Source organism: Bacteroides clarus (assembly GCF_015555825.1).
GTDB lineage: Bacteria > Bacteroidota > Bacteroidia > Bacteroidales > Bacteroidaceae > Bacteroides > Bacteroides clarus.
On sequence record NZ_JADNLF010000013.1, the window covers coordinates 82,245 to 98,758 of the forward strand.

10 protein-coding genes are annotated in these 16,514 nt (G+C 48.0%); 8 read left to right on the forward strand and 2 right to left on the reverse strand.

Features of this window, described 5'->3' with window-relative positions; all coding sequences use genetic code 11:
* Nucleotide 1: 1 nt before the first annotated feature.
* The 6 genes from hisD to I2F54_RS13835 all read left to right on the forward strand — a co-directional run bounded on the left by hisD (nucleotide 2) and on the right by I2F54_RS13835 (nucleotide 8,370).
* Nucleotides 2-1,294 (forward strand): histidinol dehydrogenase, encoded by a 1,293-nt coding sequence (gene hisD / locus I2F54_RS13810; RefSeq protein WP_148359985.1) that lies wholly within the window; start codon nucleotides 2-4, stop codon nucleotides 1,292-1,294.
* Nucleotides 1,295-1,364: 70 nt separating this feature from the next.
* Nucleotides 1,365-2,405, forward strand: coding sequence for a histidinol-phosphate transaminase (gene hisC / locus I2F54_RS13815; protein ID WP_148359984.1), 1,041 nt, complete (start codon nucleotides 1,365-1,367; stop codon nucleotides 2,403-2,405).
* A 10-nt stretch (nucleotides 2,406-2,415) separates the two neighbouring features.
* Nucleotides 2,416-3,564, forward strand: a complete 1,149-nt coding sequence (gene hisB, locus I2F54_RS13820) for a bifunctional histidinol-phosphatase/imidazoleglycerol-phosphate dehydratase HisB (protein WP_148359983.1) — start codon at nucleotides 2,416-2,418, stop codon at nucleotides 3,562-3,564.
* 346 nt (nucleotides 3,565-3,910) lie between these two features.
* A complete protein-coding gene (locus tag I2F54_RS13825) occupies nucleotides 3,911-5,398 on the forward strand; it encodes a TolC family protein (protein WP_009120504.1) in 1,488 nt (495 codons plus the stop codon).
* 118 nt (nucleotides 5,399-5,516) lie between these two features.
* The gene (locus tag I2F54_RS13830; RefSeq protein ID WP_118046088.1) at nucleotides 5,517-6,875 is read left to right on the forward strand and encodes a sigma-54-dependent transcriptional regulator; all 1,359 of its coding nucleotides are present in this window, start codon (nucleotides 5,517-5,519) and stop codon (nucleotides 6,873-6,875) included.
* A gap of 181 nt (nucleotides 6,876-7,056) precedes the next feature.
* Entirely contained in the window at nucleotides 7,057-8,370 is a 1,314-nt protein-coding gene (locus I2F54_RS13835) for a sensor histidine kinase (protein WP_009120506.1), read from the forward strand.
* A gap of 80 nt (nucleotides 8,371-8,450) precedes the next feature.
* Here the strand turns inward: I2F54_RS13835 and aspD are convergent, their stop codons facing one another.
* Both aspD and aspT read right to left on the reverse strand, forming a co-directional pair.
* Nucleotides 8,451-10,070 (reverse strand): aspartate 4-decarboxylase, encoded by a 1,620-nt coding sequence (gene aspD / locus I2F54_RS13840; RefSeq protein WP_118468662.1) that lies wholly within the window; start codon nucleotides 10,068-10,070, stop codon nucleotides 8,451-8,453.
* Between the two features lie 560 nt (nucleotides 10,071-10,630).
* Nucleotides 10,631-12,325 (reverse strand): aspartate-alanine antiporter, encoded by a 1,695-nt coding sequence (gene aspT / locus I2F54_RS13845; RefSeq protein ID WP_022219680.1) that lies wholly within the window; start codon nucleotides 12,323-12,325, stop codon nucleotides 10,631-10,633.
* A gap of 178 nt (nucleotides 12,326-12,503) precedes the next feature.
* Between aspT and I2F54_RS13850 the strand changes: the two genes are divergently transcribed.
* Together I2F54_RS13850 and I2F54_RS13855 are read left to right on the forward strand one after the other, a co-directional pair.
* Nucleotides 12,504-15,041, forward strand: coding sequence for a DUF5686 and carboxypeptidase-like regulatory domain-containing protein (locus I2F54_RS13850; protein ID WP_195501491.1), 2,538 nt, complete (start codon nucleotides 12,504-12,506; stop codon nucleotides 15,039-15,041).
* 107 nt (nucleotides 15,042-15,148) lie between these two features.
* Nucleotides 15,149-16,438 (forward strand): inositol-3-phosphate synthase, encoded by a 1,290-nt coding sequence (locus I2F54_RS13855; protein ID WP_022219682.1) that lies wholly within the window; start codon nucleotides 15,149-15,151, stop codon nucleotides 16,436-16,438.
* The last annotated feature ends 76 nt before the right edge of the window (nucleotides 16,439-16,514 follow it).

Below are 16,514 nucleotides of genomic sequence, written 5' to 3' on the forward strand. Positions count from 1 at the left end.
TATGAACTTAATAACTAATCCTGATAAATCTCAATGGACGGAATTGCTGAAACGTCCGGTGATGAATACGGAAAATCTCTTCGATACGGTACGGAGTATTATAGACCGTGTGAAAGCGGAAGGCGACCACGCCGTATTGGAATACGAAGAAAAATTTGATAAAGTGGCGTTGACCGCATTGGCTGTGACGGAAGAAGAGCAGGCGGAAGCGGAAACATTGGTGGGCGAGGAACTGAAAAAAGCCATTCGTCTGGCCAAACAGAATATTGAGACCTTTCATGCGGCACAGCGCTTCGAAGGTAAACGGGTGGAAACTCAACCGGGAGTTACTTGTTGGCAGAAGGCGGTTGCCATAGAGAAAGTCGGGTTGTACATTCCCGGCGGAACGGCTCCGCTTTTTTCTACCGTGTTGATGCTGGCTGTTCCGGCAAAGATTGCAGGATGTAAGGAGATAGTGCTTTGTACTCCTCCGGGTAAGGATGGAAAAGTACACCCTGCCGTTTTGTTTGCGGCTAAGGTGGCGGGAGTAAACCGTATTTTCAAAGCCGGCGGTGTGCAAGCCATTGCGGCAATGGCCTATGGTACGGAAAGCGTGCCGAAAGTATATAAGATATTCGGTCCGGGCAATCAATATGTAACGGCTGCCAAACAGTTGGTGAGTTTGCGTGATGTAGCTATTGATATGCCGGCCGGTCCTTCGGAAGTGGAAGTGCTGGCGGATGAAACAGCCAATCCGTCTTTTGTGGCTGCGGACTTGCTGAGTCAGGCAGAGCATGGTGTAGACAGCCAGGCGATACTAATTACCACTTCCCGGGCATTGCAGCAGGCGGTGAAAAAAGAAGTGGAGCGTCAGTTGGCTTTGTTGCCCCGCAAGGAGATTGCGGAAAAGTCTCTTGCCAACAGTAAGCTGATTGTAGTACGTGATATGGACGAAGCCATCGAACTGACCAATTCCTATGCACCGGAACATCTCATCATCGAAACGGCGGATTATATGTCCGTTGCGGAGCGGGTGATTAATGCCGGTTCGGTATTCTTGGGTTCTCTCACTCCGGAAAGCGCAGGAGACTACGCTTCGGGCACCAATCATACGCTGCCTACCAATGGTTATGCCAAAGCATATAGCGGCGTCAGTCTCGATAGCTTCATACGCAAGATTACTTTCCAAGAGATTAAACCGGAAGGAATACGCACGATTGGTCCGGCTATAGAGGAAATGGCTGCCAACGAGCATCTGGATGCGCATAAGAATGCGGTAACCGTCAGACTTGATAAATTGAGAGTTGAGAATTAAAAATTAAAAAATAAAAAAATAATACTTCATCATTCATAATTTATAATCCGTAAATAAATTCTTTCTGTCCATGAGAACTTTAGAAGAACTGACCCGACCGAATGTGTGGCGCCTGAAGCCTTACTCTTCGGCACGTGATGAATATAATGGCGCTGCCGCATCCGTTTTTCTCGATGCAAACGAAAATCCGTATAATATGCCGCACAATCGTTATCCGGATCCGATGCAACGGGAGTTAAAGAAAGAACTGTCTAAAATAAAGAAAGTACGTCCCGAGCATATTTTTTTGGGAAATGGCAGTGATGAGGCGATTGACCTTGTATTCCGTGCTTTTTGCGAGCCGCGTATAGATAATGTGGTGGCTATAGATCCTACATACGGTATGTATCAGGTATGTGCGGAAGTAAATGATGTGGAGTACCGCAAAGTATTGCTGGATGAAAATTTCCGCTTTTCGGCAGATAAGCTGCTGGCGGCTGCGGATGAGCATACGAAGTTGATTTTCCTTTGTTCTCCCAATAATCCCACGGGAAACGACTTGCTTCGTAGTGAGATTGAGCGAATCATCCGTGAGTTCGACGGGCTGGTGATACTGGATGAGGCTTATAACGACTTTTCGGAAGCGCCTTCTTTCTTGGAAGAATTGGACAAATATCCTAATCTGATTGTGCTCCAAACCTTTTCCAAAGCATGGGGATGTGCTGCCATACGCTTAGGCATGGCTTTTGCTTCGCAGGAAATCATTTCGATTTTCAGCAAAATAAAGTATCCTTATAATGTGAACCTGCTGACGCAGAAACAGGCGATAGAAATGTTACACCGTTACTATGAAATAGAGCGTTGGGTAAAAACATTGAAAGAGGAACGCGGAAACTTGGAAGAGGAGTTTGCGAAATTGCCTTGTACGGTGAAAATGTTTCCTTCTGATGCCAATTTCTTTTTGGTCCGCGTGACGGATGCGGTAAGGATTTATAATTATCTGGTAGGCGAAGGAATCATTGTGCGTAACCGTAATTCCGTATCGCTTTGCGGAAACTGTCTGCGGGTAACGGTAGGTACAAGAAACGAGAATGAGAGGTTGATTGAGGCGTTGAAGAAATATAAAGTATAAGGTATAAAGTATGAAGAAGGTACTTTTTATAGATCGTGACGGAACGTTGGTTATCGAGCCGCCTGTAGATTATCAGTTGGATTCGTTGGAGAAACTGGAGTTTTATCCGAAAGTGATGCGTAATCTTGGTTTTGTTCGCAGCAAACTGGATTTTGAGTTTGTAATGGTTACCAATCAGGACGGGTTGGGTACGGCATCTTTCCCGGAAGAAACTTTCTGGCTGGCACATAATCTGATGATGAAGACGTTGGAAGGGGAGGGAATTACGTTCGATGATATCTGCATAGACCGTAGCATGCCCGAAGATAATGCGCCGACCCGTAAGCCGCGTACCGGTATGCTGACGAAGTATCTCGACAGTCCCGAATACGACTTGGCAAATAGTTTTGTGATAGGTGACCGTCCTACGGATGTGGAGTTGGCGAAGAACCTGGGATGCCGTGCCATCCTCTTACAGGAAGATACGAATATGCTGAAACCGAAATCATCCGGTGGTGAAGCTGCCTGTGAGGGTTTGGAGGATATTTGTGTGTTGGCGACAAAGGATTGGGATAAGGTCACTGAATTTCTTTTTGCGGGCGAACGGAAAGCGGAAGTGCGCCGTACCACGAAAGAAACTGATATTTATGTAGCTGTAAATTTAGACGGTAACGGCCATTGTGATATTCACACCGGGCTTGGCTTTTTCGACCATATGCTGGAACAGATAGGCAAGCATGGCGGTATGGACCTGACGATTCATGTAAAAGGTGATTTGGAAGTGGACGAGCACCACACGATAGAAGATACTGCCCTCGCTTTGGGCGAGTGCCTGTACCAGGCTTTGGGCAACAAACGCGGCATAGAGCGTTACGGGTACGCACTGCCCATGGACGATTGTCTGTGTCAGGTATGCTTGGATTTCGGCGGGCGTCCCTGGTTGGTATGGGATGCCGAGTTCAAGCGTGAGAAAATAGGAGAGATGCCTACGGAAATGTTCCTGCACTTCTTTAAGTCGTTAAGCGATGCAGCCAAGATGAATCTTAATATCAAAGCGGAAGGACAGAATGAACACCATAAGATAGAGGGAATCTTCAAAGCCTTGGCAAGAGCCTTGAAAATGGCTGTGAAACGTGATATCTATCACTATGAATTACCAAGCTCGAAGGGGGTGCTGTAAACGCTATTTTAGTGAGTTCAAGGCTGAAAGCCTTTTATCATACAGCCGGGGTAACACCCCGGGAATATATGTACGGTTAATGTTACGCCCTGTAAGGGCAAAAGACTTATATGCATAGCTTTTACTCTTACAAGACTCAGAATATGTAAAGGAGCTTTTATCCGGTGCGTTACCCGGAATTGCATGATAAAAGCTTTTCAACCTTAAAGACTGCCGGATCATTATTAACCGTCCGCAAACGAACAGGGGGAGTGTCCGATTTCGGACACTCCCCCTTGCGTAATACCTTCCTGTCCGCTTGGCACACTCTTTGCTTTTCTATCAGCGATAATTTTAAAGACCGAACATGAAAAAGAATATTTTACTCGCCGCCTGTTTCTTGATGCCTCTGATTGCATCGGCACAAAATGATACTCTGACGCACGAACGCGACATAACCCTGGCAGAAGCCATCGCATTGGCACGTACCCAGTCTGTAGATGCCGCGGTGGCGCTCAACGAGTTGAAAACAGCCTATTGGGAATACCGTACCTTCCGTGCAGACCTGTTGCCCGAAGTAAACTTTACAGGAACATTACCCAATTATAACAAGTCGTACAGCACCTATCAGAATTCTGACGGTTCTTATAGCTTTGTCCGTAACAATACATTGGGGCTGTCCGGTGCGCTCTCTATCGACCAGAATATCTGGTTCACAGGCGGTAAACTGTCGTTGGCCTCTTCCCTTGATTACATCAAGCAATTGGGTTCCGGCGGTGACAAACAGTTTATGTCCGTGCCCGTAAGCCTTGAATTGACGCAGCCTATATTCGGCGTGAACAGTTTGAAGTGGAACCGCCGTATCGAGCCGGTCCGGTATGCGGAGGCAAAAGCTTCCTTTATTTCCGCGACGGAAGAAGTAACGATGAAAACCATTACTTATTTCTTCGAGCTATTATTGGCCAAGGAAGCGCTTGCCACAGCGCAGCAAAACAAAGCGAACTCAGACCGCCTTTATGAAGTGGCCATTGCCAAACGCAAAATGGGACAGATTTCAGAAAACGACCTGTTGCAGCTCAAACTGAACTCCCTGCAAGGCAAAGCCGATGTAACCGAAGCCGAAAGCACCCTGAACGCCAAAATGTTCCAGCTGCGTTCATTCCTCGGCGTGTCGGAGAGCGAGGGACTGAACCCCGTGATACCCGCTTCCGTTTCGGGTATTAAAATGGACTATGACCGTGTCCTGAACAAAGCTTTGGAACGCAACTCGTTTGCTCAGAATATACGCCGCCGCCAGTTGGAAGCAGATTATGAAGTGGCTACGGCACGTGGAAATTTAAGGAGTATAGACTTGTTTGCCAGCGTTGGCTATACAGGACAAAACTATGAGTTCTCCTCTGCCTATCAGAATTTGCTGGATAACCAGATTGTCAAAGTCGGTGTAAAAATACCTATCCTCGACTGGGGAAAACGTCGTGGCAAGGTGAGGGTGGCCAAGAGCAACCGTGAAGTGGTACTTTCCAAAATCCGCCAGGAACAAATGGATTTCAATCAGGACATCTTCTTGCTGGTGGCAAACTTCAATAACCAAGCCCAACAACTGGAAATAGCCGAAGAAGCCGACCTGATAGCCGAGAAACGTTACAAGACCAGTGTGGAGACTTTTATGATTGGTAAAATAAGTACCCTCGACCTCAACGATGCGCAGAACTCCAAAGACGAAGCCCGGCAGAAACACATCTCCGAACTTTATTACTATTGGTATTATTTCTATCAACTCCGCAGCCTGACTCTTTGGGATTTTGAACGGAACGCGGAGTTGGAAGCCGACTTTGAAGATATAATCAAAGGTTGATTCCGGTCAAACCATACCGAATTGTACGATTATAAGGGAAAAAACAAAAAAATAGTGCAAATCTGTATGAGCTGTGGTGAAAAAACTTACTTTTGCAAGCAATTAACTACAAAATGCTATGATACTGATAGTCGATGATGATAGTGCCGTACGTTCTTCGCTCAGTTTTATGTTGAAGCGTGCCGGTTATGAGGTAAAAACAGCTCCGGGTCCCCGTGAAGCAATGGATATGGTTCGTGCGGAATCTCCCGCACTGATATTGATGGATATGAACTTTACGCTCTCCACTACCGGCGAAGAGGGACTTACGCTATTGAAACAGGTAAAGGTGTTCCGTCCCGACGTACCCGTTATACTGATGACGGCATGGGGAAGCATCCAACTTGCCGTACAGGGTATGCAGGCGGGCGCTTTCGACTTTATTACCAAGCCGTGGAACAATGCCGCCCTTTTGCAGCGTATCGAAACCGCTTTGGAATTGAGTGCCGCTCCGAAAGACGTGCCGGAAGAGCAGGCGGAAGGTTTGAACCGCAGCCACATCATAGGGAAATCACAAGGGTTGATGGAGGTGCTGAATACCGTGGCCCGCATAGCCCGTACCAACGCTTCCGTACTCATTACCGGTGAGAGCGGTACAGGTAAGGAGCTGATAGCCGAGGCCATCCACATCAACAGCCAGCGCACCAAACAGCCTTTCGTGAAAGTCAATCTCGGCGGTATTTCGCAGAGTTTGTTCGAGAGCGAGATGTTCGGTCATAAGAAAGGTGCTTTTACCGATGCGAGCGCCGACCGTATAGGTCGTTTTGAGTTGGCCAACAAAGGTACTATCTTTCTGGATGAAATAGGTGATTTGGATTTGTCCTGTCAGGTTAAACTGTTGCGTGTACTTCAAGACCAGACATTTGAAGTGCTGGGCGACAGCCGTCCGCGCAAAGTGGATGTACGTGTAGTCTCCGCCACCAATGCCGATTTGCGTAAAATGGTTTCCGAGCGTACATTCCGTGAAGACCTTTTCTACCGTATCAATCTGATAACCGTAAAACTGCCCGCCTTGCGCGAACGCCGTGAGGATATTCCTCTGTTGGCACGCCACTTTGCCGATCGCCAGGCTGCCGTAAACGGTTTGCCGCATACCGAATTTTCGGCGGACGCGCTGAACTTCCTTTCCCGCCTGCCTTATTCGGGTAATATCCGTGAATTGAAAAATCTGGTGGAACGTACCATTCTTGTCAGCGGAAAACAGACTTTGGACGCCTCTGATTTTGAATCACAATATCAACGCCATGACGAACCCGTAAAAGCCGCCGAGGGTACGTCCTTTGCCGGCATGACGCTGGACGAAATAGAGCGGCAGACTATCCTGCAGGCTTTGGAACAGCATAAAGGTAATCTCAGCCAGGTTGCATTGGCGTTGGGCATCAGCAGAGCCGCACTGTACAGGCGGTTGGAAAAATATAAAATAGCGGTTAGCGATTAGGGATTAGCGGTTAGTGATTAGCGATAAGTGTTTATTCGTTTAAATCCTAACAGTTAATCGTTGACTGCTAATCTCTAATCACTAACCTCTAATCTCTAATCTCTAATCTCTAATCTCTAATCCCTAATCACTAACCTCTAATCACTAATCCCTAACCGCTAACCCCTAATCTCTTACTTACGTGCGTATTAAATTTTACTTTTTTATTCTTGTATTGTTTTTGTTCGGGCTGGGTGGAGCGTTGATATACCTGGCAGGCAAAATGCAAACCGCTCATCTATATGTTGTGGAGGGCATCATCGCGTTTATACTTATCTATCTGGTGGTGTTCTACCGTAAGATTGTCAAGCCGATGGACACGATAGGAAGTGGTATGGAGTTGTTGCGCGAACAGGATTTCAGCAGTCGGCTCAGTCAGGTGGGACAGTATGAGGCCGACCGTATCGTGAACGTCTTCAACCGTATGATGGAGCAACTTAAGAACGAGCGTCTGCGTATGCGCGAGCAGAACCATTTTCTTGATTTGCTGATTCAGGCATCGCCTATGGGCGTTATCATTATGACGCTGGACGGTGAGGTATCGCAGCTCAATCCGATGGCCGTGAAAATGCTGGGCGTTCGGCTGGAAGAAGCGCAGAACAAGAAACTGGAGAAGATTGATTCGCCTTTGGCGGAAGAGCTGGCATCCATTCCTAAAGAAGCAACTTCCGTAGTGCGGCTGAACGACTCGAATATTTATAAGTGTACCCATTCCTCGTTTATCGACCGAGGATTCAAGCATCCTTTCTTTCTGATAGAACGTATGACGGACGAAGTGATGAAAGCGGAAAAGCGCGCATACGAAAAAGTTATCCGCATGATTGCCCACGAAGTGAACAATACCACGGCCGGCATTACCTCTACTTTGGATACGGTGGAACAGGCCCTCTCTACGGAAGAAGGCATGGATGACATTTGCGATGTAATGCGTGTATGTACGGAACGTTGTTTTTCTATGAGCCGCTTCATTACCCGCTTTGCAGATGTGGTGAAGATTCCCGAGCCTACGGTGGCGCCGGTTCAGCTGAATGAATTGGTATCCATGTGCAAGCGTTTCATGGAAGGAATGTGCAACGACCGTAACATTATTCTCCGCTTGGAATGCGACCCTGAAGTAGGACAGGTTCGTCTGGATGCTTCACTGTTCGAGCAGGTTTTGGTAAATATCATCAAGAATGCTGCCGAAAGTATAGAGGGCGCCGGCGAAGCGGCAGGCAAGCAAGGTGAAATAACGGTAAGGACCACTGCCCCCGCTTTCATAGAAATCGTTGACAATGGTCCCGGAATCAGTAAAGAGACCGAAGCTAAACTCTTCAGTCCCTTCTTCTCCACCAAGCCGAACGGGCAGGGGATTGGCCTGGTGTTTATCAGGGAAGTGCTGAGCCGTCATGGTTGTACATTCTCTCTGCGCACGTACAATGATGGATTGACCCGCTTCCGAATCTTATTTAATTGAGAATTGAGAATTAAAAATTGAGAAATGGCTGCGCTGTCATGCTGCATAGTATTTTTTAATTTTTAATTCTCAATTCTCAATTAAATAAGATTTTTCTCCCATTCTTTTGCGTACTCATCCAATATCCGCTTGATGCCTTGGCCGATTGTGACGTAATCGTTCTCATTCAGATTGGCAAGGGAAGCACGCACGCTCCATTCAGGTCCGTCGAAGCCGCCGCCGTTCAGAAGTACCAAAGAGGTTTCTTGAGCAAGGCGGAATACTACGTTCAGCGGACTGTACGTCTTTTTGAGGTATTCCACGAACTTGTCTCCATAGAACTTTTTGGCCCAGACCAGCATGTCGATTTCCGTATAGTAGCCCACCCGTAAGGGGTCTTCCACTAATGTAAATCCGGTATTGTCCCAAAGAGTCTGCAAACGGCGCCGGATGATTTCCTGCATCTTCTGCTTGTATTTGTTCTCCTTGTCCAGCAAGGCGAAAGCGGCGAATAAACTCATCTGCATCTGTTGCGGCAATGAAAGCCCTGCCGTATGGTTCAAGGCTACCTGACGGCTGTCCGCTACCATGCGGTCAATGAACTTCAACTTTTCGGGATGCAGGGTCAGTGTGGCATAACGGTGATTGAGTGCTTCGCGCTTATCTTTCGGCAATCGGGATATCTGCCTGTCGAATACATTGTACTCGTGCAACGCTATGACGGCGTTGCGCCAGCCGGTGGCTCCGAAATACTTGGAGAAAGAATACACGCAAAGCGTGTTGTACGGAATTTCTGCCATGAAGGAACGGAAATGCGGGCTGAAGGTGCCGTACACATCGTCCGTAATAATCATCAGGTTGGGATTGTCTTCCTTTACGATGGTTACGATGCGCGCCATTGTTTCGGGACTGAGCGTATAGCTGGGCGGGTTGCTCGGATTGGTGACGAACAATGCCTTTATCGCCGGATTTTTCAGTCTGTCAATATCCTCGTCGCTGTATTGCCACAGGTGCAGCCCGTCTTGGCTCATGCGGTTGGCATGCAGTTCGGTCACCTTAAACCGGTAGCGGTTCAGCTGGGGAATCTCTATATAAGGTGTAAAGGCGGGAACCATGAGGGCGATGCCGTCACCTTTGTTCAGTAGGAAATTCTCTTGCAGGGAATCGAAGATATAGCACATGGCGGCTGTTCCGCCTTCGGTGGCAAACAGGTCGAAAGCTCCGCGTGGCGGACGGTTGTCGCACATTTCCTGATTCAGGTAGTCGCATACCAGCATTTCGGTGAATCTTAGGATACGGTCGGGCACAGGATATTGGTCGCCTATGACACTCTCCGCCCATTCGTGAACAAGGCTGTCCGGGTCGACAGCATGCTGCATCAGCATATAGTTGTAGGTTTGTTCCAGCAATTTGGCTCCGGGCTGATAGGTGTTGCTTTTGAGGAATTGCTCGAAACGAGAGGCAATGCCTTGTTTTTCGGGGATGCCGGCAATACCTTCGGGAAGGAACATGACGTGACGGCATTCTTCCAGCCCGAACTTTCCCAAGAGGAAAAAGGCCTCGCGTGGAGTGGTTGCAATCCAGTTAGGATTACCGCGCCCGGCGTTCAACATGGTACGGGCTGTTTTTTTCAGACTTTCATCTGCCATGTCGATAAGACGGTTTTTCAGCTCGAAGGGGCTGATATTCTCCATCTTTTTTTCTAAAAGTTTTGTATCCATATAATCTGAAGTTTTTAAGTTTTCTTTATTCTGAAAATAAGTTCTTTTTATTCTGATAAGAAGCTCTCTTTGTTTTGAAAGTCAGCTCTTTTTGTTCTGAAAATCAGTTCTCTTTGTTCTGAAAGTCAGTTCTCTTTGTTTCGAAAGTCAGTTCTCTTTGTTTCGAAAATCAGCTCTCTTTGTTCCGATAAATTGTTGCACGTCTGTCATTCCTAAGGCTGAAAGCCTTTTATCATGCAGCCCGGGGTAACACCCCGGGAATGTGAATATGGCTAACATTGCGCCCTGTAGGGGCAAAATCTTTGAATATTATCTTTTGCCCTTACAGGGCGCAGAATGCTGAGGACATTTATTTATTCACTAATACTTACGCTGAGAATAATTCATGCAATAACTGAAAACTATTCGTACAACAGCCGGGTTGTTTTCTTACGACGGCTGTTGAATTATCATACAACTGCTGTGAAGTTATCTTACAACAGCCGTTGTAAGATAAGATTGCATTGTTTTGCAGATCAGTATCCTAATTGCAGGCCGTTGATTCATAGCGCTTTGATACGTTAAATCAGTAGGACGATAACCACTCCCCATATAATCAGCAAGGTGTTGCCTACTGCATACGTCACTGTATAGCCCAGTGCGGGCGTTTCACTCTCTACGGCATCTTGTATGGCTCCGAGGGCCGCCGTGGTAGTTCTTGCGCCTGCACAACACCCCAGCGCGATGGCAGGGTGAAACTTGAACAGATACCTTGCCAGCAACAGTCCGATAATCAAGGGGAGAGTGGTGGCTGCCGCGCCCACAAGGAACAGGCTGATGCCTACGTCATGGAAGCCCTGTACGAAACTGGGACCTGCCGATATACCTACTACGGCGATAAACATATTCAGCCCCACATTATTCAGTACCCATTGCGAGGGTTCGGGAATACGTCCGAAAGTGGGGTGCTTGCTGCGCAGCCAACCGAAGACCAATCCCGCTATCAATGCTCCGCCGCTGGTGCTCAGGCTGATTGGCACTCCGCCGATGTGAACGGACAATGCGCCGAACAGTCCGCCTGCAAGGATGCCGAGCCCTACGAAAATCATATCTGTCTGGTTGGTAGGACGGTCTATATAACCCAAACGTCTGGCGGCGGCTTCCACTTCCTGTCTGGTTCCCACTACTTCTACCACATCGCCGGCATCTACTGTGGTCTGTGCCATGACGGGGATGTCGATGCCCGCACGCTTGATGCTGCGGATGCTGACGCCGTGCATGAACTTCTCACCGCGGATTGCCGAAACGGTTTTTCCGGCAAAAGTCTTTTTGGTTATCATGACGGGCAGTCTTTCGGCAGGGAAGTCCAGTAATTGCTGGTCTTGTATTTCAGGCCCTATCCAGTCCTCTTCACCGATGACGTACTCCCGGCGTCCGCTCAGTACGACTTCATCTCCTATCTCCAGTTGCACGTTGGGACTGACTTCGCAGATAGTGCCCGCCTTGCGTATTCGTTCCACAAACAGACGCTTGTCCTGTTGCTGGAAGTATACTTCGAGGTCTATGACCCTTTTCCCGTTTTTGAACCATTCGTTTTCGATGCGGTAGGCGCGGAAAGTGACGGGGCGCGCGGCGTGCATGAAGCCGGGCTCGTCTGCCTGGGAGTTACCCATGCGGGCTTCCAAATCCTTGCAGGCGGCTTTTACCTTATCCAGCCCGCCCAGCATTTTCGGTCCGATGGACGACAGCACCCAGGCCGAGCCGGCGGTACCGAAAATGTAGGTTACGGCATAAGACACCGGAATGATGTTGACGTAACTCTGCCGTTGAGCTTCGTCCAGCCCCATATTGGCCATTGTATCTTCCGCTACGCCGATGACGGCGGATATGGTTTGCGAGCCGGCAAGCAGCCCCGCCGCTTCTCCCATGTTATATCCCATGAGCAAGGCAAGCAGCCAGGTCACTCCCAGAACGGATACGCACATCAGCACTGCAAAGGCCACTTGCGGCAATCCGTCTTTCTTCAGTCCGCGGAAAAACTGCGGGCCTACCTTGTAGCCAACGGCAAACAGGAACAGCAAGAAAAATACCGACTTGATCGGGCCGGGTACGGCAATATCCAGCTGGCCTACCACTACACCTACCAACAGCACGCTGGTGACGGTTCCTAAAGTGAACTTGCCGATGCGCAGCCTGCCCAGCCAGAACCCCAGGAAGATGGTGAGGAAAATGGCTAATTCGGGACGTTCCCTGAGTTGATTGAAAATCCATTCCATAATTAAGTATTTAGGTCTGTTTGTACGTCTTTTGCAAGTCGTTTTTGCTATACAACGGGTTTTAACGGGAAGTGTTTTGAATAAAAGTGGTTTTTTAGAACATTTATTCCGCAAAACCGAACTTTTAGAAAAAGTTTTCTTCCGTACCTTTGCGCACTGAATGATAGATAGGTAAGGTATGAGGTTGTTTATTAGGGTATTTCTGCTGATGCAGATAATTGCGGTTCCCTTGAGGGCGCAATATGTGGTGCAAGGTGTTGTCACTGATTCGCTGACGCGGGAACCGTTGCCGTATACCTCGGTCTATCTGAAAGGAACCACAGAGGGGGGAATGACTGATGACAGGGGAGTATTTTCTTTCAAAACCTATCGCCCGGAAGCACGGCTGGTAATCTCGGCTGTGGGATACAATGAATACACCCGGTTGATTCATCCGGCACGCGGGGAGCGTATAAAAGTTGCGCTCGCTCCTGCCACTTACGCGCTGAACGAGGTGGTGGTGAAGCCGAAGCGCGAGCGCTACAAAAAGAAGGATAACCCGGCTGTGGAGTTTGTGCGGAAGATGATAGAGCATAAGGACGATTATTCTCCGGATGAGCGCGACTTCTGGCAGCGCGAGCGTTATGAAAAAATGACATTTGCCATCAACAACTTCGATAGTGTGAAGCAACAGAAGTGGCTGTACCGTAAGTTTAAGTTCCTGACCGATTATGTAGATACCTCCGCCGTTACCGGAAAACCCGTATTGGCGGTGTCCAACCGTGAGCTGCTGGCCACGGATTATTACCGCAAGTCGCCCCGTAGCGAAAAGCAATGGGTAAAGGCGCGGCGGCAGGCGGGAGTGGACGAAATGCTGTCACAGCAAGGTATGGAGCAGGCTATCAGCGTCACCATGACGGATGTGGATATTTACCGGAACAATATAACGCTGTTTACCAATAAGTTCGTCAGTCCGCTATCCTCTATGGGGCCTTCGTTCTACAAGTATTACCTGATGGATACGCTGACCGTTGCCGGGAAGCCTTGCGTAGACCTGACTTTCGTGCCCTTCAATTCCGAGTCGTTCGGCTTTACGGGACATCTGTACGTCATGCTGGACAGTACGTATTTCGTGCGTCGCGTCGTGATGAACTTTCCTCAGAAAATCAATCTGAACTTTGTGGACTACATGAAGATAGAACAGAATTTTGACCGTGCTGAGGACGGTACAAGGCAGCTTATGAATGAAAGTATCACGACGGAGTTCAAATTGGTGGATAACAGCGACGGTATCTATGCCAAGCGGGATGTCTATTATCAGGACTATGTCTACGAACCCGCCGCCGATGCTTTACAGGCATTCCGAAAGCCCGAGAAAGTGATTGAGGGTATGGACGCTTCCGCTCATTCCGATGCCTACTGGGACGCCAACCGGCTTGCGGAAGTGAGCAGGAAGGAGACTTCCGTAGACAAGATGATGGCGCAACTGCGTAGCTATCCGGTTTATTATTGGACGGAGAAAGTGCTGAAAGTATTGTTTACGGGCTATATCCCGGCTCCCAAAGAGAAAGCTCCGTTGTTCTATATCGGCATGATGAATACCACCATCAGCGGCAATGTGCTGGAAGGAGTACGTGTGCGTGCCGGCGGAATGACGACAGCCTGGCTTAATCCGCATTTGTTCGGCAGGGGATATGTGGCGTACGGCTTTCGTGATGAACGCGTGAAAGGATTGGCGGAACTGGAATATTCTTTCCATAAGAAAAAAGAGTATGCCAACGAGTTTCCGATTCACTCCTTGAAACTTCGTTATCTGTCCGATGTCAACCAGTACGGGCAACATTATCTCTATACCAGTCAGGATAATGTCTTCCTGGCCTTGAAACGCCAGAAGGACGACCGTATCGGCTATCAGCGGAAAGCGGAACTGACGTATACGAACGAGTTTCATTCGGGCTTTTCTTTTCAGCTGACCACGCGTTTGCGGAAAGATGAGTCTTCGCGTCTTATTCCTTTCGTGAAGCAGGATGCCGGAGATGAGTTTGTAAAAAGTATTTCTACCAGCGAACTGGAACTGAAGTTACGCTATGCCCCTAACGAAAAATTCTTCCAGACGCAATGGAACCGTTTTCCGGTGTCTTTGGACGCTCCGGTCTTTACGCTGACGCATACCATGGCGGCTAAAGGGGTGCTGGGAGGAGATTATGCTTATCATTATACGGAGGCGGGCTTCCAGAAACGTTTCTGGTTTTCGGTTTTCGGCTATACGGATGTTATACTGAAAGCAGGCAAGGTGTGGAATAAAGTGCCTTTCCCGCTGCTAATCATTCCCAATGCCAACCTGTCTTACACTATTCAGCCGGAGTCTTACTCGCTGATGAATGCAATGGAATTTATGAACGATGAATACGCTTCGTGGGACGTGACTTACTTCTTGAACGGTTTTCTTTTCAACCGCATTCCGTTGTTGAAAAAACTGAAATGGCGTGAAGTGTTGTCCTGCCGGGGAATTTATGGAAATCTGAGTGACAAAAACAATCCGGAATTCAGTGAAGGATTATTCGCCTTTCCGGCAGGAAGCACTACCATGGGACATACTCCGTACGTAGAAGTCGGAGTAGGTATAGAGAACATTTTGAAAGTGCTCCGGGTGGATTATGTATGGCGTTTAACTTACCGGGATTTACCGAATATTGATAAATCCGGGCTTAGAATCAGTCTGCACATGACATTTTAACTTAAATCTTACTAACAGAACATTAAATCGGATAAAATGACTAATCCAAATTGGGCAAAATACCCTAAATTTGAGCAATTTTTTAAACTCTAAATAATACAATGGCAATGAAAGAAAACATTAAGCCGGCAACCGGTCGTTTGGGCGTACTGGTAGTCGGAGTAGGTGGTGCGGTTGCAACCACTATGATTACAGGTACATTAGCAGCCCGTAAGGGTTTGGCAAAAGCTATAGGCTCAATCGCACAAATGGCTACTATGCGTATGCAGGACGGCAAAGAACATCTGATTAAGGATGTGGTGCCTTTGGTTGATTTGAACGATATCGTGTTCGGCGGTTGGGATATTTTCGCTGACGATGCGTATGAAGCCGCAATGTATGCGGAGGTTTTGAAAGAAAAGGACTTGAACCTCGTAAAAGATGAGTTAAAGGCCATCAAACCCATGCCTGCCGCTTTTGACCACAATTTCGCAAAACGTCTGAACGGTACGCATATCAAGAATGCCGCTACACGTTGGGACATGGTGGAACAGCTGCGTGAGGATATCCGTACTTTCAAGGCAAACAATAACTGCGACCGTATCGCTGTGTTGTGGGCTGCAAGTACTGAAATTTATGTTCCTCTGTCGGAAGAGCACAAGTCTCTCGCCGCTTTGGAAAAAGCCATGAAGGAAAACAACACGGAAGTTATTTCTCCGAGTATGTGCTACGCTTACGCTGCAATCGCAGAAGGCGCTCCGTTCATCATGGGCGCTCCTAACCTGTGCGTAGATACTCCGGCCATGTGGGAGTTCTCCAAGAAAATGAATGTGCCTATTTCCGGTAAGGACTTCAAGAGCGGCCAGACTTTGATGAAGACTGTACTCGCTCCGATGTTCAAGACCCGTATGCTGGGTGTAAGCGGATGGTTCTCTACCAATATCTTGGGCAACCGTGACGGCGAAGTTCTTGACCAGCCGGAAAACTTCAAGACAAAAGAAGTCAGCAAACTGTCTGTTATCGACAATATCTTCGAACCTGAGAAATTCCCCGATTTGTACGGTGACGTATATCACAAAGTACGTATCAACTATTATCCGCCCCGTAAGGACAACAAGGAAGCATGGGATAATATCGATATCTTCGGCTGGATGGGTTATCCGATGGAAATCAAGGTTAACTTCCTGTGCCGCGACTCTATCTTGGCGGCTCCTATCGCACTCGACCTGGTTATCTTCAGCGACCTCGCTTTGCGTGCCGGTATGTGCGGTATCCAGACTTGGCTGTCATTCTTCTGCAAGAGCCCGATGCACGACTTTGAACATGAGCCGGTACACGACTTGTTCCAACAGTGGAGAATGGTGAAAGAAACTCTCCGTAACATGGTAGGTGAAACTGCACCGAGCTATTTGGACTAAAATAAGAAAGTGGTAAGGTTATAAAAGTGATAAGGCGATAGGGTGATAAGTAAGTTTCGTTTTGAGATTTCATCAC